The sequence below is a fragment of the Pseudomonas poae genome, assembly GCF_001439785.1.
GTDB lineage: Bacteria > Pseudomonadota > Gammaproteobacteria > Pseudomonadales > Pseudomonadaceae > Aquipseudomonas > Aquipseudomonas poae.
Genome location: NZ_JYLI01000013.1, coordinates 1 through 19,827, shown reverse-complemented (window position 1 = coordinate 19,827; position 19,827 = coordinate 1). Strand labels below are relative to the sequence as shown.

Sequence of the window (19,827 nt, the reverse complement as noted above, 5' to 3'; positions counted from 1 at the left end):
ATACAGTGTTTTCAGGCATAAAAAAGCCCGGCTCCAGAGCCGGGCTTCTTGTTCAAGCAACTGCAATCAAGCGCCGTACACCGGCAGCTTCTGGCAGATGGCCTTAACCTTCTCACGTACAGAATCAATCACTGCTTCGTTGTTCAGGTCCGCCAGGATGTCGCAGATCCAGCCGGCCAGTTCCTTGCACTCTGCTTCCTTGAAGCCACGGGTGGTCACAGCCGGTGTACCGAAGCGCAGGCCGGAGGTGACGAACGGCGAACGTGGGTCGTTCGGCACGGAGTTCTTGTTCACGGTGATGAAGGCTTTGCCCAGCGCGGCGTCAGCGTCCTTACCGGAAATATCCTGCTTGATCAGCGACAGCAGGAACAGGTGGTTTTCAGTGCCGCCGGACACCACGTCAAACCCGCGCTCGATGAACACGCCAGCCATGGCCTTGGCGTTTTTCACCACTTGCTGCTGGTAGGTCTTGAACTCAGGCTGCAAGGCTTCCTTGAAGCAGATCGCCTTGGCCGCGATCACGTGCTCCAGCGGGCCGCCCTGGGCGCCCGGGAATACGGCGGAGTTCAGCTTCTTTTCGATTTCGGCGTTGGCGCGCGCCAGGATCAGGCCGCCCCGTGGACCGCGCAGGGTTTTGTGGGTAGTGGTGGTGACCACGTCAGCGAAAGGCACCGGGTTCGGGTAGACGCCAGCGGCGACCAGACCGGCCACGTGGGCCATGTCGACGAACAGGTAGGCGCCGACTTTGTCGGCGATGGCGCGAAAACGCGGGAAATCCAGGATCTGCGAGTAGGCAGAGAAGCCGGCCACGATCATTTTCGGCTTGTGCTCAACGGCCAGGCGTTCGACTTCGTCGTAGTCGATCAAGCCGTTGGCGTCGATACCGTATTGAACGGCGTTGTACAGCTTGCCGGAGGAGGACACGCTGGCGCCGTGGGTCAGGTGACCGCCGTGGGCCAGGCTCATGCCCAGGATGGTGTCGCCGCCTTGCAGCAGGGCCAGGTACACCGCGCTGTTGGCCTGGGAACCGGCGTGAGGCTGGACGTTGGCGTAATCGGCGCCGAACAGCTCCTTGGCACGGTCAATGGCCAGTTGCTCAACCACGTCGACGTACTCGCAACCACCGTAGTAGCGCTTGCCCGGATAGCCTTCGGCGTACTTGTTGGTCAGTACCGAACCTTGAGCTTCCATCACCGCAGGGCTGGTGTAGTTTTCCGAAGCGATCAGCTCGATGTGCTCTTCCTGGCGCACGGCTTCTTGCTCCATGGCGGCGAAGAGATCGGCGTCGTACTTGGCAATAGTCAAATCACGGCTGAACATGGCAGTCCTCAAGGATCGGGGGCAGAAAAGGAGGGCATTCTAACCCAATGGGTTTTGGATGGCATATGAAAGGACATCATGTCGCGCACAAGCGGGATTCATCTGGGGATAAGCGGCGCCAGGGCCGGCCCTGTCGCGGGCAAGCCCGGCTCCCACATTTTGATCTGTGAACCCAATCAAAGGTGGGAGCTGGCTAGCCTGCGATGAGGCCATCCGCCCCAGCAAAAAAACTCAGTCGAACATGAACAGCGCATCATTGCTGAACTGCGCCTCGAACCGATTCGCCGGCATCGGCCGTCCGAACAGGTAACCCTGCACCTCATCGCAACCATGTTCCCTGAGGAAATCCAGCTGCTCGTGGGTCTCCACGCCTTCGGCGATCACCGCGAGGTTGAGGCTGTGGGCCATGGCAATAATGGCGCGGGCGATCTGCGCGTCCTGCTCGCCGGACGGCAGGCCGTCGACGAACGTGCGGTCGATCTTCAACACGTCGATGGGGAACTGCTTGAGGTAATTGAGCGAGGAATAGCCGGTGCCGAAATCGTCCACCGCAATGCTCAAACCCAGGTTTTTCAGGCTGGCGAGGATTTGCATGGCTTCGTTGACCTCGCGCATCAAAATGCTTTCGGTCAGCTCCAGCTCCAGGCACGCGGGCGGCAGGCCGGTGTCCTTGAGGATGGTGGCGATGCGCGTGCCCAACTGGCCATCGGAGAACTGCCGCGCCGAGATGTTCACCGAAACTTTCGGCACACGCACCTTGCTCTGGTGCCAGGTTTTCAACTGGAGACAGGCCTCGCTGAGCACCCAGTCGCCCACGTCCACCACCAGCCCCAGCTCTTCCAGCACCGGAATGAAGTCCCCCGGCGGCACCAGGCCACGGCGCGGGTGACGCCAGCGCAGCAGCGCCTCGGCGCCGGTCAGGCGTTTGCCGTCGCCGCTGAACTGCGGCTGGTAATACAGCACGAATTCGTCCTGCTCCAGCGCGTGGCGCAGGTCGCTTTCCAGCTCCAGACGCTCCAGCGCGCTGGCGTTCATGTCGGCCTGGTAGAACTGGAAATTGTTCTTGCCGCGTTCCTTGGCGTGATACATCGCGGTGTCGGCGTTTTTCATCAGCTGGCTCAGCTCATTGCCGTCCTGCGGGCTCAAGGCAATGCCGATACTGGCGGTCACGAAAAACTCGCGGCCTTCCAGCACAAAGGGTTTTACCAGGCTGGCGAGGATTTGCTCGGCCACGTGGATCGCCCGGTTCAGTGCCAGTTCGCGGCTGGCCCCCGGTTGCAGGAGCAAGGTGAACTCGTCGCCGCCCATGCGTGCCACGGTGTCGTCCTCGGCCACGCAGCCGAGCAGGCGGATAGCCATTTCCTTGAGCATGCGGTCGCCGGCGGCGTGTCCGAGGGAGTCGTTGATCGGCTTGAAGCGGTCGAGGTCGAGGAACATCAGCACCACCCACGACTTCTGCCGCTCGGCCGACTGCAACGCGGTGTGCAGGCGGTCCTGGAACAGCGTGCGGTTGGGCAGGTGGGTCAGGGCGTCGTAATACGCCAGGCGATGGATGCGCTGTTCGCTGGCCTTGCGCTCGCTGATATCGCTGAAGAAGCACACATAGCTGGCCAGGTCGCCTTCGTCGTCGAACACGGCAGTAATGCCTACCCAGGCCGGGTAATGCTCACCGTTGCGCCGCTTGAGCCACACTTCGCCTTCCCAGGTGCTGTGCTGGTGCAACTGCTTGAGCACGTAGCGCAGGTGAGCTTCCTGTTGTTCGTCTACGGTGAGCATGTTCGGCAACTGGTCGAGCACATCCGTCACGGCATAGCCGCTGACCCGGCTGAACGCCTCGTTGGCCTGCACGATATAACCGGCCGGGTCGGTGATCAGGATCGCCGAGGTGGAATGCTCGAATACCGTGGCCGCCATGCGCAGGTCTTTCTCGGCGCGGCGTTGCTGGCTGATATCGCGGCCCACGCCGAGGATGCCCTCGAAAGCGCCTTGTTCGTCCCACACAAGCACCAGGCGCATCTCGATCGGTACTTTGCGCCCGTCTGCGCGCAGGCAGTCGAACAGAAACAGTTGGGTGTGAGTCTGTTCACGCAGCACCGCCAGCGCCAGCGGATCTCCGGCTGCGCGTTTGACTTGTTCGAACAGCGCGCTGACGCCGGTCAGTTGCTGTGGGTTGGCGATGATCGACTGCCAGCCGTGCTTGAACACCCAGTCCACGTCATAACCCAGCACCGCATTGACTGACGGGCTGAGGTAGTTGAGAGCCAATTGGCTGTCGGTGGAGCAGATCACGTCGCTGATACTCTCGGCCAGCATGCGGTAGCGTTGTTCGCTGTCACGCAGGGATTCGCTGGCTTCGATCTGGTCGGTAATGTCTTTGGCCACGCCAATGATGCGCGTCACCTGCGCGGTGTTATCGCGGGCCAGGGCCTGTTCGCGGATATCGAAACGCCGCCATTGGTTGTTGCGATGGCGAAAACGCAGCTGGCAGTGCAATTGTGTCGAATAGCCGACCTCACGCTGCTGCTGGCGCTGGTCCTGGTAATGCTCGGCGTCTTCGGGGTGCAGCAGGATCTCCCAGAAGTACTCGCCCATCTGCGCAAGCTCTGGCTGGTCGTAGCCCAGGGTATGGCCGAGGTGGTGGTTGCTGAAGATCATGCGCTGGCTGATCACGTCCTGCACATACAGGTGGTCGGGCACGGTGCGCACCACGTCCGACCAGAAGCTTTCGCGTTCCACCAGCGATAGCTCGATCAGCTTGCGGCTGGTGATGTCATTGATGCTGAGGATTACCGACTTGAAGTCGTCCAACTGTTCCGGCAGGCGCATCACCAGCCACAGGTATTGCGGGTTACCGGCGACATCGTTGAGCTGGATCTCCAGCTCCAGCTGTTTTTGCTGGGTCAGCACCGCGTCGAGGACCTGATAGCCAATCGAGGTGGCGTTGTGCGGCGAATCATCGAGCAGGCGCTGCCAGGCCTGGTCGCAGGAGCTGACATTCAATAAACGCACGGCCACCTGGTTGACCTCGGTGATCCGCAGCCCTTTGAGCAATTGCCTGCGCGCTTCGGGATTGTCCTGCAGCCAGGCGCGCAGTTGCTCGCCGGTGCGCAGCTGTGCCTTGTCGAAGAACGCTTTGAGGCTCGACAGGTCGAGCACGCACAGGGCCACGCCGGTGCCTTCGAAAATATCCTGATAGCGGCGCCGGCCTTCATTCACCTGGCGCTGGCGCCGACGCATGTTCAGCAGCACGATCACCGGGATCAGCGAAAATGCCAGGCCCAGCAGGCATTTGCCGATAAACGCCGGCAGCAGTTGTTCGAGCACCGCGCTGCGGTCGAACAGGCCGCGCAGCTGCCAGTCGCTTTTGCTCAATGGCGTGATCAGCACGCTGTTATTCAGCTCGTCCGCGGTCAGGGTGTTGGCGCCTTGCACCGGCATGCCCCCTTCGCGACTGACCACCTGATGGTTGATGCGGTTTTCGATGGCCCACATCGGCCTTTGACTCTGGCCGTCCTGGCGGGTGAGGTTGGTGAGGTAGTCGGGGCCCAGGCGCAGCGCCCAGTACACCCGTGAGCCGCCGCTGGGCTGGTGCAGCAGCAGGTAGATGAGGCTGCCGTCGTTGTTGTTGCTCAGGTAATAGGACTGGCCGTGGCTGCGTTGCACCAGTTCTTCAAGCCATACGCTGTCCTGGCTGTCGGCTGCGCTGTCGCTGATGATCGCGCCGCTGGGGGCGAGCAGGGCGAGGCTGCGCAGCTCGGGCAGCGAGCGTTGCAGGCTGCGCATCAGGGCTTGTTGCTGTTCGCTGTCACGCGGGGGTTCGACCATGGGCAGCAGATTCAGCGCGATTTTTGCGCTCAGGGCCATGTTCAGGCTGATTTGCTCGGCCAGGTCGGCGCTGTAGTCGATGGTGTATTGCTGCTGGTTCTTCTGGTTTTGCTGCAATTGGTCGAACAACTGCCAGAACAACAGCGCGAGCAGCATCAGCACCAGGGTCGCCAATGCGCCTTTTAGGGTGCCGTGCAGGGGCGCTCCCGTTGCCAGATGGGCGGCGCGCAGGGGCGAGGGTGGCGTGACGTTGGACAAGCTGTAATCCTGCGGTTTGGCGGACTGGCGCGCGGCGTGCACTATAAGCCGGACGCCCGGAGGGCGGCTAGCATGCCTTGAGTTGTGGCAAAGTGCCAGCCCTGGCCTGGCTGGACTGACCAAGCGCATTCAGGTAGCTTTGCCGGTTACACGAGGGCGTTCCAGCCCCAGACATTCAGGCTTTTTCCGCTCGCTGGCATTGATCATAGTCAAAGGTCGGCGCCGCGCATGGCCTGGCACGGGCTTCGCCCGCTCAATTCATCAGTCACTGACGCTAGGTTCACCATGGCTCAATACGTCTTCACCATGCATCGGCTGGGAAAAGTTGTTCCGCCGAAGCGGGAAATCCTGAAAAACATTTCGCTGTCCTTCTTCCCCGGCGCCAAGATCGGCGTGCTCGGTCTCAACGGCTCGGGTAAATCCACGCTGTTGAAAATCATGGCCGGCGTCGACACCGAGTTCGAAGGCGAAGCGCGCCCGATGCCGGAACTGAATATCGGTTACCTGCCGCAAGAGCCGATCCTGGACCCGACCAAGACCGTGCGTGAAGTGGTCGAAGAGGCCGTCAGCGTGATCAAGAACGCCCAGGCGCGCCTGGACGAGGTCTACGCGGCTTACGCAGAAGAAGACGCCGACTTCGACAAGCTTGCCGCCGAACAGGCCAAGCTCGAAGCCATCCTGCAGGCCAGCGACGGTCACAACCTGGAACGCCAGCTGGAAGTGGCCGCCGATGCGCTGCGCCTGCCGGCGTGGGACGCCAAGGTCGACGTCCTCTCCGGTGGTGAAAAACGTCGCGTGGCCCTGTGCCGCCTGCTGCTGTCGGCCCCCGACATGCTGCTGCTCGACGAACCGACCAACCACCTGGACGCCGACTCCGTCGCCTGGCTGGAGCATTTCCTGCACGACTTCCCGGGCACCGTGGTTGCGATCACGCACGACCGTTACTTCCTCGACAACGTCGCCGGCTGGATCCTCGAACTCGACCGTGGCGCCGGTATCCCTTACGAGGGTAACTACTCCGGTTGGCTGGAAGCCAAGTCCGACCGTCTGGCCGCCGAATCCAAGCAGCAATCGGCCCACGAAAAAGCCATGAAGGAAGAGCTGGAATGGGTGCGCAAAGGCGCCAAGGCCCGCCAGTCCAAATCCAAGGCGCGTCTGCAACGCTTTGAAGAAATGCAGTCGCAGGAATTTCAGAAGCGCAGCGAAACCAACGAGATCTATATTCCGGCCGGCCCGCGCCTGGGTGACAAGGTCATCGAGTTCAAGAACGTTTCCAAAGGCTATGGCGACCGCGTGTTGATCGACAACCTGTCGTTCTCCATGCCAAAAGGCGCGATCGTTGGCGTTATCGGCGGTAACGGTGCGGGTAAATCCACCCTGTTCCGCATGCTGATGGGCAAGGAAACGCCGGACTCGGGCAGCATCGAGATCGGCGAAACCGTGCAGCTTGCTTGCGTGGATCAGAGCCGCGACGACCTCGATGGCAGCAAGACCGTGTTCCAGCAGGTGTCCGACGGTTCCGACCAGATTCGCATCGGCAACTATGAAATCCCGTCGCGCACCTATGTGGGCCGTTTCAACTTCAAGGGCGGCGACCAGCAGAAGTTCGTCAAGGACCTGTCCGGTGGTGAGCGCGGTCGCTTGCACCTGGCCCTGACCCTGAAAGAAGGCGGCAACGTGTTGCTGCTCGACGAACCGTCCAACGACCTCGACGTTGAAACCCTGCGTTCGCTGGAAGAAGCCCTGCTGGACTTCCCGGGCGCCGCCATTGTGATCTCTCACGATCGGTGGTTCCTTGACCGCGTCGCCACTCACATCCTGGCGTACGAAGACGATTCTCAGGCGGTGTTCTTCGAAGGCAACTACACCGAGTACGAAGCGGACCGTAAGAAGCGCCTGGGCGATGCGGCTGCGCAGCCGCACCGGGTAAGGCACAAAAAGCTGGCCTGATTCGGGCGGGTGGTTAAAAAAGCGGAGTCCCTTGGGGCTCCGTTTTTTTTTCATCCTGTTGCAGGCTCCAGCTAAGCGTCGGGCTCAATGCGCAACACTTCAATCAACTGATCGCCCACGGGCCGTTTCCACAGCACCTCGTCGCCCACCTGAGCGCCCAGCAGTGCACGACCCAGGGGCGAGCCCCAGTTGATCAGGCCTGCGGTGGCGTCGGCCTGGTCTTCCCCGACCAGTTGAATGCGCTGCTGTTCGTCCTGCTCATTGGCGAAGGTGACCCAGTTGCCGATCTGCACCTTGTCGGTCGACGTGGCTGGTGCAACCACGTGCGCGCTTTGTACGCGCTGGTTGAAGTAGCGCAGGTCGCGCTCCAGGTCAGCCTGACGTTGTTTATCGGCCTGCTCACCCTTGGCGGACTCGGCGCTGTATTCAGCTTGCAGCTGTGCAACTTTGGCCTGCAACTGCGCCAACCCGTGCGCCGTCAGGTGATTGGGCTGTTCGCTGACCTGGCGCTCCACCGGCTGATCGGCCTGGGCGGCGGCATTGTCTTCGTTCACAAAAGCTCGGCTCATGACATTCTCCTCAATGGAGGTTGGGCCCTATGCGCCGCTCGATCGTTCCCGCTCTCTGCGTGGCAGCGATCTATTGGTCGCGGTAGGCCCTGGCGGCGTCGCGGTCTTTCTCCCGCTGCCAGGCGCGCTCGCGGTAGTCCCCGCGGTTGTCTATGTAGTCACGCAGTTCTTCGTGTTCACGCATGGCCTTGCACTGGCGAAAGCCGTCTTCCCAGCCTGCGGCGTATTCCCGCTCGTTCAGGTAGCGCGGTACATTCTTGCGAAACTCCCCGCTGATCACCCCGGCTGCCTGGCGTCCGCTGCTGCAGCCATCATCGAAGCCATCGGCAAAGGCCGGCGGGTATCCCTTGGCGATCAACTCCTGATGAGTTGTCTGGCAACCCGATAACCACAACACCGCGCCCAGCATCACCGCATACCGCCACATGGCGTACTCCCTGGCCGTTTCTCGGCTTATGGGCGCAAGTCTAGTCAGGGATTTGTCGGGGCGGCGTGAAAGGCGGGTGAGAACGCTGTGATATGGACTCTCCACAGTTTAATTTTCATCTGGTTTGGATCAGTGCCCAACGTCCCCAGGCTGTATCTTCGCGAACCACCCCCACACGCCCACGGTCTTGCCGAAGTCCTGGGGTGGGATCACGCGTTGCCGGAGGGTGCGCAGGTAGACGTTGAACATCTTGTCGAAGCCTGTAATCAGCAGAAAACCCAGCGCATAACCGCCGAGGTTTGGGTTCAAGGCGCAGATCAAGGCCCCCGTGGCGATCATCGAATAGCCGACACCGCTCAGCAGCCGCAGGGGCAGCGCCACTCGGGCGAGGAAAAACAGGATGATGATCGTCGTGACCGCTCCCGCAGCCTGCAGACCGGCGTAGCTGTTTTTGCCTGCGCTGTACACACAGCAAGGCCAGATAGACCTGGCTGATAGGCAGGATTTTGATAGGCGAGTATTTGTCGCACAGGGCTCCGCACAACGGAAACGCGAGATAACGTGGCAGCGATTTGACGAAGAAGGCCAGCCCCGCCCAGGCGGCGCTGTTGGTGGTCTGGAATACCACCAGCGGCACGATGAACAGCAGGATTTGATCGGCCAGCCTGGATAGAAACAGCGAGATGAAAAAACGCCAGGTAGTCCTTACGCATCCTGAAACGAAGACGGGGCGACGAAGTTTTTGAGAACCTCCGAAAGCCTCCATGGCGAGCGGGCGTGCCCTAATACCGTTCAGTTAAGCGCAGATTCCCTGTGGCGAGCAGGCTTGTCCTGCGTTGGGGTGCGCAGCAGCCCCAAAACCAGGCGCTGAGCCGTCTCAGGTACACCGCGTTTTGCTGGATTGGGGGCGCTTCGCACCCCAACGCGGGGCAAGCCCGCTCGCCACAGCGGTCCCATGTGTTGGAGTGGTCAGTAGTGGTACCACTTCACTTCCAGCATCACTTCATTCACCGGCGTCGACAGGTGGCTGTACTCGCGCTGAGCGCTCAGGCGCAAGCCCAGGTTGCGGGACAACTCCCACTGCTGGTTCAAGCTGATGCTGCGGCGCACTTCGCCATTGGTGAAGAAGTCGCCCTTGGCCTCCAGGCTGAGGTTGCCCAGCGGGTTTTTCCACAGCACGCCGGTGTTGAAGCCGGCGGCGGGGGAGATGGCCTCGCTGAAGTCGTTGTTGTGCTCCACGCGCACGGTGCCCAGGGCGAAGCCAAGCATGTCGTCGCTCAGTTGCCAGGTGCCGCCGGCGCCGCCATTGACGTGGGCCACCAGGGTTTCGTCGTCGTGTTTACCCGGCACGCGTTCCATCCCGCCGGTGACTTGCCATGACCAGGGTTGCAGCAGGGCGTTGCGCGGAGTCAGGGAGCGAATGGTGGCCAGGTCCAGTTGCTGCAGTTGCCAGTGATTGCCTTCGTACTGGCGCAGTTTCATCTGCAGGATTTCGATCTGCGCACCCAAAGGGAAACCTTCGGCATTGTCGTTGAGGTCGTGGTAGGCCATGCGCAGGCCGTATTCGCCGAACGCCCTGTCGCCTCGAGTGCCGATGCCAGCCTGCCAGGTGCGTGATTCATGACCGTTTTCCGGCAGGCCCGGTGGCGTGATTTTCAGGTCCGGTGCCGGATTCTGGTTGATGGCGCGCAGCAATTCGAAACTGCGCTGGGAGCGCGCGGTGTCGCGCTCCAGACCATTGGCGCGGTAGCGGCCAAGGCGGTAGGCCGCGTCGATGACCAGCGCCTGACGGTCACGCGGGAGCGCCTTGAAAGCCGGTGCCTGCAACTGCTTTTGGTCATCGCTGATCTTCAGCACCCATTGCTGCTCGTCGCTGTCCAGCGGCTTGGCGCGCTCCAGCAGCTCGCGCTCGCGGGACGGGCGATAATCGATCTTCTCCACCAGCCCCGCATCCTTGACCGCCTTGACCGTGTCGGTGGGGATGGCGGTGAGGGGGAATTGCTCGGTCAGGCGCAGGCCGGGGCGGGCCACTTGCAGCAGTTCCAGCAGGCGATAGGAGCAGTTTTCATCGAAAAAGAAGTAGTCGAACTTGATCTGCTTGAGTTCCCACACGTGCTCGACCATGCGCTTGGTCTCGACTTCGGTGAGGTTGAGGCGGTATTCCCACAGGTCGCGGTTTTCGAGGCTGCGGTATTCCGAGAGTTTTTCCTGATACGGCACCAGCGCGAACAGGCCGGGGTAGCCGCCTGCGAGGCCCTTCCAGGCGTAAAGGATGCTGTTGTCAGAACCTTCTATGTAAGCGCCAAAGTTGATCGCGTAGCTGAGCAGCGCGGTCTTGTCCCGTTGCACATCCGCCTGGTCGATACGCAGCAGGGTGTGGCCGAACATCGACGACGGGCTGTTGAGATAGGCCGCCGGGAAAATCATCACCGCGCTGTGGGGCGCGACGTCCTTGAACCACTGGGTGAATTCCTTGCACTCAAGCGCAGGCAGGTCGTTCAGTTGCAACTGCGCCTTGAGCCAGCGAGTGCGTGCTGGGTAAACGCATTGGGCGTGTTTTTCGCCAAGGCTGGCCGGAGCATACAACGCTTCAACGGTGGCCTTGAGCTCGGCATCCGGGTGGTGGGCACCGTCGGCTGCGAGAAAGAATTTGTTGTCGCTGATATAGCTGCGCCAGCCTTTGATCTTGCCGGCTTCGTAATGGCCCAAAGATAGCCAGAACGGATCGTTGGCCAATTGCTGCAAACGTTGATCATCAATATGCGGGGCCGCGTGCAGCGGGGCGCAGGCCAAGAGTGCCAGCCAGGCAAAGCGTTTGAGCATAAGGGCAACTTAAGTCGGAAAAAGTGAGACCCAAAGGGGCGGGGGCCCAAAAATAAAACCCGCGCCTCAAGAGGCGCGGGCAGGTCGAGCTTAAGCCTGGGTAGCGTATTTCGCCAGACGCGAATCACTTTTCAGTACAGCAATGGTGTTGTTGTGCACGTCGTCAGCAGTCACGTCAGCCTTGCTGAAGATCTGCTGGAAGTGCTCGTGGGTCACGGCAGCAAAGTGCTCACGATCTTCTGGCGCCACGCCCAGTACCACGGCGTAGGTGGTCAGCGCTTCGCCGTTGCCCTTGGCCATGTCTTCGGACAGCTCGTTCATCATGCCATTCATGGCAATCCAGGACTTGCCGCCGTAGGTCAGGGCGCTGTTGGTGCTGCAACCGTTGGTGCCCGAGGTCATGCCGAAGGTGGCGTTACCCGAGGTGCCGTTGGTGGTGGAAGCCAGGAAGTGGGCTGGTGTGCCGCGCTGGCCTTCGAACAACATGTTGCCCCAACCGCAGTTCGGGCCGCCTGGTGCTTCTGCCATTGCATTGAGGGAGACGACGGTGAAAAGAGTACCAAGAAGGATCCGTTTCATAGCTTTGTTCTCTTTGTGTGCAAACCAATGGACAAGGGGTTCAGGCGCTTGATCACGCCCTAGGGGCCAGTTATTAGTCCAACCCGCGCAGTTTGGAGTTTAGGCACGTTCCAAGGGTTCCGTGGGTTTTTATAAAACAATGGCCGCTGTCGCGATTTTTTTGCAGGACGCGTTCGGTGTCTATGCTTTCCCTACGGCTCGCCTTGCCAGAGCGCGCAAGGGGGAGCCAGAATGCCGTTATCTGCCCCGCCTGATGTAAGGAAGCCCGATGCCTGATCCTGTTGCTGCCAGCTTGCGTCTAGCGCCCGAAGCGCTGACTCGCCCTTTCTCCGCTGAACAGTTCAGCTTCTCGACCACCAATGATTTGGAGCCCTTTCGCGGTGTGCTTGGCCAGGAACGTGCAGTTGAAGCCTTGCAGTTCGGCGTGGCCATGCCGCGCCCCGGTTATAACGTGTTTGTCATGGGCGAGCCGGGCACAGGTCGCTTTTCGTTCGTCAAACGCTACCTGAAAGCTGAAGGCAAGCGCCTGCAGACTCCGTCGGACTGGGTTTATGTGAACAACTTCGACGAGCCGCGCGAACCGCGTGCCCTGGAGTTGCCAGGCGGCTGCGCGACGGCGTTCATTGCCGATATCAACGGCTTGGTCGACAACCTCGTGGCGACTTTCCCGGCGGTGTTCGAGCACCCGACGTACCAGCAGCGCAAAAGCGCTATCGACCGCGCGTTCAACCAGCGCTACGACAAGGCTTTGGACGTGATCGAGCGCCTGGCCCTGGAAAAGGACGTTGCGCTGTACCGCGACAGCACCAACATCGCCTTCACCCCGATGCTCGACGGCAAGGCGCTGGACGAGGCCGAGTTCTCGCAGTTGCCGGAGGCGGACCGCGAACGCTTCCATACAGATATTTCCGAACTGGAAGAGCGCCTCAACGAAGAGCTGGCCAGCCTGCCGCAGTGGAAACGTGAGTCGAACAACCAGCTGCGCCAGTTCAACGAAGAAACCATCACCCTGGCCCTGCAACCCTTGCTCGCGCCGTTATCGGAAAAGTACGCCGAGAACGCAGGCGTTTGCGGTTACCTACAAGCCATGCAGGTGTACCTGCTCAAAACCGTGGTCGAGCAACTGGTGGACGACGCCAAGACCGACGCCCAGGCGCGCAAACTGCTGGAAGAGCAATACTGCCCGAGCCTGGTGGTGGGTCATGCGGTCAACGGCGGCGCGCCAGTGGTGTTCGAGCCGCATCCGACCTATGACAACCTGTTTGGCCGCATCGAATACAGCACCGACCAGGGCGCGCTCTACACCACGTATCGCCAGTTGCGCCCGGGCGCGCTGCACCGCGCCAATGGCGGTTTCCTGATCCTTGAGGCCGAGAAAATGCTCGGCGAGCCGTTCGTGTGGGATGCGCTCAAGCGGTCGCTGCAATCGCGCAAACTGAAGATGGAGTCGCCCCTGGGCGAACTGGGCCGCCTGGCCACCGTGACCCTCAACCCGCAGATGATTCCGTTGCAGGTCAAGGTGATCATCATCGGTTCGCGGCAGTTGTATTACGCACTGCAGGACGCCGATCCGGACTTCCAGGAGATGTTCCGGGTGCTGGTGGACTTCGACGAAGACATCCCGATGGTCGACGAAAGCCTGGAGCAGTTCGCCCAGTTGCTTAAAACCCGTACGTCGGAAGAAGGCATGGCGCCGCTGACCTCGGACGCAGTGGCGCGGTTGGCCACTTACAGCGCGCGGCTGGCGGAACACCAGGGGCGCTTGTCGGCGCGCATCGGTGATTTGTTCCAGTTGGTGAGCGAGGCGGATTTCATTCGCCACCTGGCGGGTGACGAGATGACCGATGCCGGGCATATCGAGCGCGCGCTCAAGGCCAAGGCCACGCGCACGGGACGGGTCTCGGCGCGGATTCTGGATGACATGCTCGCCGGGGTGATCCTGATCGACACGGCCGGCGCTGCGGTGGGCAAGTGCAACGGCCTGACGGTGCTGGAAGTCGGCGACTCGGCGTTCGGCGTGCCGGCGCGGATTTCCGCCACGGTGTACCCGGGCGGCAGCGGCATTGTCGACATTGAGCGCGAGGTTAACCTCGGGCAGCCGATTCACTCCAAAGGTGTGATGATCCTCACCGGTTATCTGGGCAGCCGGTATGCCCAGGAATTCCCGCTGGCGATCTCCGCGAGCATCGCGCTGGAGCAGTCCTACGGTTATGTGGACGGTGACAGTGCGTCCCTCGGCGAGGCGTGCACGTTGATCTCCGCGCTGTCGAAAACGCCGCTCAAACAGTGCTTTGCCATCACCGGTTCGATCAACCAGTTTGGTGAAGTGCAGGCGGTGGGCGGGGTCAACGAGAAGATCGAGGGCTTCTTCCGCCTCTGTGAAGCGCGCGGGCTGACCGGTGAGCAGGGCGCGATCATTCCCAAGGCCAATGTGGCCACGCTGATGCTGGATGAGAAAGTGCTACAGGCCGTGCGCGCCGGGCAGTTTCACATCTACGCGGTGCGCCAGGCGGATGAAGCGCTGAGCCTGCTGGTGGGCGAGGATGCCGGCGAGCCGGACGACGAAGGGCAGTTCCCCGAAGGCACGGTGAATGCGCGGGTGGTGGAGCGCTTGCGTGCGATTGCCGAGATGATCAGCGAGGAAGACCTGAAAGAGGCGGAGAAGGAGCTGGCGCAGTTGGCGTTGGCCGAGGCCAAACCGACCTGACACTGAGCAGCCAATGAGGGAGGGGGCAACCCCCTCTTCTCAAATACACACTATTTTTTTGAGTTTAAAGACTGAAATTTCAGGCAGCCACCTCCCCGTGGCGACAAGGCTTCTTGTGGCGAGCGGGCTTGCCCCGCGTTGGGCTGCGCAGCAGCCCCAAAACCAGGCTCTGCGCAGTGTCAGGTACACCGCGTTTGTCTTGATCGGGGGCGCTTCGCACCCCAACGCGGGGCAAGCCCGCTCGCCACAGAGGTTCCAGGTTGCTGCGAGAGGTTAAATTGACGGTTTATCGTCATTGGTCTCTACAGCCTTGGTTTGTCTTGGTTTTCTTCTATTCTGAGTTAAGCCAGTCTACCGACGGGCGCCGCCATGCCGCGCAACCTTTGCCTTACCCGTCAAGGCCTGGGCCGCTGAAACCCCGCTGGGCATCGTCGTCGGCGGCCTCACGCTGCAAGGCTATATGCAGAGGCGCGAGCCGCCGATATGGGGCCTGCCTTTGCAGGCCTATCTACGCCAATCCAATCGCAGGCAAGAACGCCTCGTCCTGTAATCGCCGTGTTATTTGCTTTCAGGCTTGTCCAGCTTCACTTCAAAGCCGTATTGCACGGTGCTCAGGTCGGTGCGCTGGTAGCTTTCCAGACTGGTCGGCTGGCCGTAGAAATAATGCACGTCAAACATCGCCGTGCCGTATTCCTCGGCGCGGTGGCTCACGCCGAGGATTTCCTTGAGGTAATTGCCGCTGGCGTCCTTGGCGTAGAAGCGCCAGCTGTCGGCGGGGAAGGCTTGTTGATCGACGATCAGCGCGTTGTCCTTGAGCGACAAGCCCTTGGGCAGGCTGGCTGCATCCAGCGTGGATTTTTCGATGGTGGCCAGGAACAGCGGGATCGAGCCCACCACGAACGCCGGGTTCTCCGGGAACAAGGTGAGGTCGTAGGTGAGCATGCCGCGCGCCGGGTTCAGCTCGAAGGCCTCGGTGGGCAACTCGATAGGATCGCCGCGCTCGCCTTTTTCGTCGGCGGTAAAAAACGTCACTGGCGCTTCACTGCTGTTGCGCTCGGCGCCCACCAGATCGTCGTTGAAGGTAAAGGGGTGATCGAACACCACATGCGCGGCGCTGGCATCGTCGGCGGACTGGCTGATGGTGACGCTGTTTTTCAGCTGGTCTTCAGTCATCGACGCGTCCTTGAGCCAACTGGCGGCGCCGTCGTCGTACACCGTGACGGGCATCGGCAAGGCTTGCACGGTCTTTTCCAGGCTGTTCTTGTCAAACCGCAGGACCGGCAGTTCAAGGTCCTTGCGGGTGACAGTGACCCTGGAAAAGTCCAGCACGTTGACTTGCAGGGTATCGATCACGCCATTGAAGTAGACCTTGGCGTAATACCGGCCCTGTTTTTGCTCGAAGGCTTTTTGCTCATCGGTCAGCTGTTTTTCAAGGGCTGGCGACCAGGCCTTTTGCTTTTGCAGCTCGGCCAGTTGTTTTTCGTAGAACGCCACTTGCGCCGCGCTTTCGTTGATCGAGCCCGAGCGGGTCAGAAATTGCCCGGTAGCGTCCCGTGCCTGCACCAGCAGCGGGTTGGGCGAATCATCTGCCAGTTCCGGCGCCAGGGGCGCGCTGTTGGTGAGTTCGAGCTCGGCGTAGTTCTTTTCAAGCAGCAGCAGGTGAACGGTGACCGTGCCTTCGGTGCGCGGGTGACCGACGTCCTTTTTCGACAGGTCGAAGCTGAGCACCTTGCCTGGGGCCACCACTTCCACGGTGCCCTTGAGACTCACCGGCTGCGGCTGGCTCTTGTTTTCGGTCTCGATGCCGTCGAAGAAGGGGTAGGTCACCGTCAGGTCGTCGGGGTTGGTCAGGTTGGAGCTGCTGGGGCTCAACTGGATACCGGGGTCGGTTTCCGACCATTCCGGCTGGAACGGAATCACTTTGTTGTTGCTCAAGGTGACCGACTGCCACTCCAGGTTGTGGGGGAATGGAAACTGCTCCGGCGTATTGAAGCTGAACGGGAAGACCGGCTGCAGATCCGTCAGATAGTCCGAATGGGAGGCCCTGCGCAGCACGAACAGGCCGTTGATGTAGGTGTCGACCAGTGCCTGGGGCGTGGGGTAGTGCTTGAGCAGGGCCAGGGTGTCTTCGCCGTACTCGGCCTCGATGGGTTTGCTGGCGAGCTTGGTCTGGGCACGCTCTAGCAGCAACAGCGAACCGCCGAGGTCAGCGATGGCGTCGCGCAGCTTGGGGTCCTGGATGCCGTCGAGGGACTGTTCGAACTTGGCGGTTTTCTCTTCGAGAGTGGCCTGCTTCTGCTCTTCGCTGGGAGAACAGCCGCTGGCCAGCAGCAATGCCGCGCACAGGCCAACGCTGGCCAAGGGAGATCGCACATCCATCATTGCAAGTTTTCCTGTCCGACAGCATTGAGTCGATTTGATGGGCTCGACACTAGCAGATAAACGCGCTTACAGATGCCGTACACGTCAGTTTTCTCGCGGTGACAGGCGGCTGGCAGCGGCTGATATACTCGCCGCCATTTCTAGCCACGCTGTGTGAGATTCAATGGAACGTTTTATCGAAAATGCTATGTACGCCTCGCGCTGGCTGCTGGCGCCGATCTATTTCGGTCTGTCCCTGGGCTTGTTGGCGCTGGCGCTGAAATTCTTCCAGGAAGTGATCCACCTGCTGCCGAGCGTGTTCTCGATGGCCGAGTCCGAGCTGATTCTGGTGCTGCTGTCGTTGATCGACATGGCCCTGGTCGGCGGCCTGCTGGTGATGGTGATGATTTCCGGCTACGAGAACTTCGTCTCGCAGCTCGATATCGATGAAAACAAGGAAAAGCTCAACTGGCTCGGCACCATGGACTCTTCGTCGCTGAAGATGAAAGTGGCGGCGTCCATCGTGGCGATTTCCTCCATCCACCTGCTGCGCATCTTCATGGACGCCAAGAACGTCGATCCGCAGCATTTGATGTGGTATGTGATCATCCACATGACCTTCGTGATCTCGGCGTTCGCCATGGGTTACCTCGACAAGCTCACCAAGCACTGATGCGCCGCGTCGGCCTTACTGCTCGATGAAGTAGTAGGGTTGGCGATTGATCGACATCTGTTTGGTCACCGTGACCGGTTCCTGCAAGTGTTCGGTGCGATCCACCAGCGCCACATTGCCGGGTTTGGCGCTCAGGTAGCTGCGCAATTGCGGTTCGGTGTGCAGAATCGGCAAGTAAGCCCGCAGATAAAACACGCTGGCGCCCGCGATCCGCTCGTTGGGTTGAAACAGCACCACGTTTTTGCCCTGGTCCAGCAGTGTCTGGATCTCGCTGATCACCGGCACGAACGAGTGGCGCACGTCCGCTTTGGGCGCGAACCAGAAGGCCGCCGTGAGGTAGCAGGCGATGGCCAGGGTGAATACCGCGCCGATCACGCGCCGATGATGCGCGTACACCGCAGGCTTGTGTTCCTTGAGCCACGCGAGCAGCACGCGCACATATTCAGCGGCCAGCACGGCGGCGGCCGGCGTCAGCGCCATCAGGTATACCGTGCGCTTGCTGGATGCCAGGGTCAGCAAGGTAAATTGCGCCACCAGCCACACGCTGAAAAACAGCCGATAACGGTTTTGCACAAGGCTTTTGCGAAAGTGCCACAGCCCCAGGTACACCAGGATATTCCACGGCAAAAACGCTTCGGGCAGCTTCACCAGGTAGTAGTAGAACGGCTCGTAATGCCCGGCTTCGACAAACGAGCCGCTGAAGCGACCGACGCTGTTGGTCAGCAGCACTTCGCCCACCGCCTGCATCCCGTCGCGCTGAAACAGAAACCCCAGCCAGATCACCAGCGGCACCAACGCCAACAGGGTAAACAGCGCCGGCTTGAGCCAGTCGCCGATGCTCAGGCGCTTGTCCATCAGGCTGGTGCTGACCAGGTACACAAAGATCACGATGCCCGGCATCGCCAGGCCCAGCACGCCCTTGCTCAAGGTGGCGATGACCATTCCGGCCGCAAACAGCGCCCAGGCCCAGGTGCTGGGACCTTCGCGATCAGGCCGCACGGCCTGGTAAAACGCCAACAGCGCGGTCGTCACGCCCAGACTGAGCAATGAATCTTCACCCACGCCCCGCACATTGCTCCAGTAACTGGCCATGGTCGCCAGGATCAACGCCGCGCTGAACGCCAACGTCTTCGGCCGCCCGAAGGTGCGCAGCATCCCGTACAACAGCATCACGCTGAACAGCCCGGCAAACGCCGAGGCCAGACGCACCGCCCCGGTGCTGGCGCCAAACAGCCGAATCGCTCCGGCGTCGAGCCACAAACTCAGGGGCGGTTTTTCCAGAAACGGTTCCTGAAACAGGCGTGGCACCACCCAGTCGTTGTCCAGGTGCATGGCCATGGCGATCCCGGCCACGCGGGCTTCGGTGGAACCTTGCAGTTCATGGTTACCCAGAGCGAAGAAGAACAACAGACCAGCAAGCAGGAGCAGCAAAGGAGCAGGACGCGTCATGGAGTGTGGCTACCGGGGCAGGGGACCGCTCGGGGGAGCGGACATGGCAATCGGTGAGTATAGGGAGGTATTTCTTAACAATTCGTGAACGAGAGTGCGGTTTGGTTACGAAACCGGAGGATCGCTACGCTTTTCAATATGGCGCTTGCCGCCGGTTCTACTTAATGGCGTCACTCTATTGCAATTTCAGAGCGCTCATCTAGCTGACTTAGTGCGTTTGAACGTTCATTCCACCATTCAGGCCGGGTCACTACCTCTGCTGCGGTGAAATCCCTGATTAGTTTCACAATATCGAAGGATCGAAGACCGTCCATGGACTTGCCCCTACAAAACCGGACACCAACTCCCCGTCAAATTGATGCTGCTGCCAAGCGCCTGAACTCCCTCGGTGAGCGATAGTTCAAGGCGCTGTGCGGATGCTGCTCGTTGTAATGCTCGAAGGCAATTGCCAGGTTGCGCAGCGCCGTTTCTCGATCCGGCTTGGGCATGTGCGCAACGTAGTCACGTTTGATCGTCTTCACGAAGCTCTCGGCCATGCCGTTGCTCTGCGGGCTGCGCACCGGGGTGGTCACCGGCTGCAAACCGATCTGTCGAGCAAACAGGCGTGTCTGTTCGGCGGTGTACGCCGAGCCGTTGTCGCTTAGCCATTGAACCGGCGTTGCAGGCAGTTGATCACCGAAGCGTTTCTCTACGCTCTCCAGCATCAAGTCGCGGATGTCATCGCCGCTGTACCCGGTCGGACTCGCGACCCAGCCGATGGCTTCGCGGTCACAGCAATCCAGGGCGAAGGTCACGCTCAGTTTGGCGCCGTCCTCACAGCGGAACTCAAAGCCGTCCGAGCACCAACGCGTATCACTGGTTTGCACCGCAATACGACCCTCGTGCC

General features: G+C 60.8%; 12 protein-coding genes and 1 pseudogene. 3 read left to right on the top strand and 10 right to left on the bottom strand.

The window, feature by feature from the left end:
* Positions 1-66 precede the first annotated feature (66 nt).
* The gene (gene glyA, locus TU75_RS16365) at positions 67-1,320 is read right to left on the bottom strand and encodes a serine hydroxymethyltransferase (protein WP_060549511.1); all 1,254 of its coding nucleotides are present in this window, start codon (positions 1,318-1,320) and stop codon (positions 67-69) included.
* Between the two features lie 231 nt (positions 1,321-1,551).
* A complete protein-coding gene (locus TU75_RS16360) occupies positions 1,552-5,403 on the bottom strand; it encodes a bifunctional diguanylate cyclase/phosphodiesterase (RefSeq protein WP_060549584.1) in 3,852 nt (1,283 codons plus the stop codon).
* Between the two features lie 285 nt (positions 5,404-5,688).
* Between TU75_RS16360 and ettA the strand changes: the two genes are divergently transcribed.
* Positions 5,689-7,353 (top strand): energy-dependent translational throttle protein EttA, encoded by a 1,665-nt coding sequence (gene ettA / locus TU75_RS16355; RefSeq protein WP_003235139.1) that lies wholly within the window; start codon positions 5,689-5,691, stop codon positions 7,351-7,353.
* A 71-nt stretch (positions 7,354-7,424) separates the two neighbouring features.
* Here ettA and TU75_RS16350 read toward each other — a convergent pair whose 3' ends face one another.
* The 5 genes and pseudogenes from TU75_RS16350 to TU75_RS16330 all read right to left on the bottom strand — a co-directional run bounded on the left by TU75_RS16350 (position 7,425) and on the right by TU75_RS16330 (position 11,751).
* The gene (locus TU75_RS16350; protein WP_015372994.1) at positions 7,425-7,922 is read right to left on the bottom strand and encodes a GreA/GreB family elongation factor; all 498 of its coding nucleotides are present in this window, start codon (positions 7,920-7,922) and stop codon (positions 7,425-7,427) included.
* 70 nt (positions 7,923-7,992) lie between these two features.
* Positions 7,993-8,349 (bottom strand): hypothetical protein, encoded by a 357-nt coding sequence (locus TU75_RS16345; RefSeq protein ID WP_003235137.1) that lies wholly within the window; start codon positions 8,347-8,349, stop codon positions 7,993-7,995.
* A gap of 174 nt (positions 8,350-8,523) precedes the next feature.
* Positions 8,524-9,062: pseudogene (locus tag TU75_RS26715) on the bottom strand (MFS transporter); the annotation flags it as partial.
* A 256-nt stretch (positions 9,063-9,318) separates the two neighbouring features.
* Positions 9,319-11,172, bottom strand: coding sequence for an Lnb N-terminal periplasmic domain-containing protein (locus TU75_RS16335; RefSeq protein WP_060549509.1), 1,854 nt, complete (start codon positions 11,170-11,172; stop codon positions 9,319-9,321).
* 90 nt (positions 11,173-11,262) lie between these two features.
* Positions 11,263-11,751 (bottom strand): DUF3015 domain-containing protein, encoded by a 489-nt coding sequence (locus TU75_RS16330; RefSeq protein ID WP_003235134.1) that lies wholly within the window; start codon positions 11,749-11,751, stop codon positions 11,263-11,265.
* Positions 11,752-12,019: 268 nt separating this feature from the next.
* On the opposite strand from TU75_RS16330, the gene TU75_RS16325 reads away from it, so the two are divergent.
* Entirely contained in the window at positions 12,020-14,458 is a 2,439-nt protein-coding gene (locus TU75_RS16325) for a Lon protease family protein (RefSeq protein WP_015372990.1), read from the top strand.
* A 558-nt stretch (positions 14,459-15,016) separates the two neighbouring features.
* On the opposite strand, the gene TU75_RS16315 is transcribed toward TU75_RS16325, so the two are convergent.
* Complete coding sequence (locus TU75_RS16315; RefSeq protein WP_082630438.1) at positions 15,017-16,840, bottom strand: hypothetical protein; 1,824 nt, start codon at positions 16,838-16,840, stop codon at positions 15,017-15,019.
* A gap of 163 nt (positions 16,841-17,003) precedes the next feature.
* Between TU75_RS16315 and TU75_RS16310 the strand changes: the two genes are divergently transcribed.
* Positions 17,004-17,492, top strand: coding sequence for a TIGR00645 family protein (locus TU75_RS16310; RefSeq protein ID WP_003235131.1), 489 nt, complete (start codon positions 17,004-17,006; stop codon positions 17,490-17,492).
* 15 nt (positions 17,493-17,507) lie between these two features.
* Here TU75_RS16310 and TU75_RS16305 read toward each other — a convergent pair whose 3' ends face one another.
* Both TU75_RS16305 and TU75_RS16300 read right to left on the bottom strand, forming a co-directional pair.
* Entirely contained in the window at positions 17,508-18,941 is a 1,434-nt protein-coding gene (locus TU75_RS16305) for an ArnT family glycosyltransferase (RefSeq protein ID WP_060549507.1), read from the bottom strand.
* A 350-nt stretch (positions 18,942-19,291) separates the two neighbouring features.
* On the bottom strand, positions 19,292-19,827 hold a 536-nt coding region (locus tag TU75_RS16300), incomplete at its 5' end, for an integrase core domain-containing protein (RefSeq protein WP_156422780.1).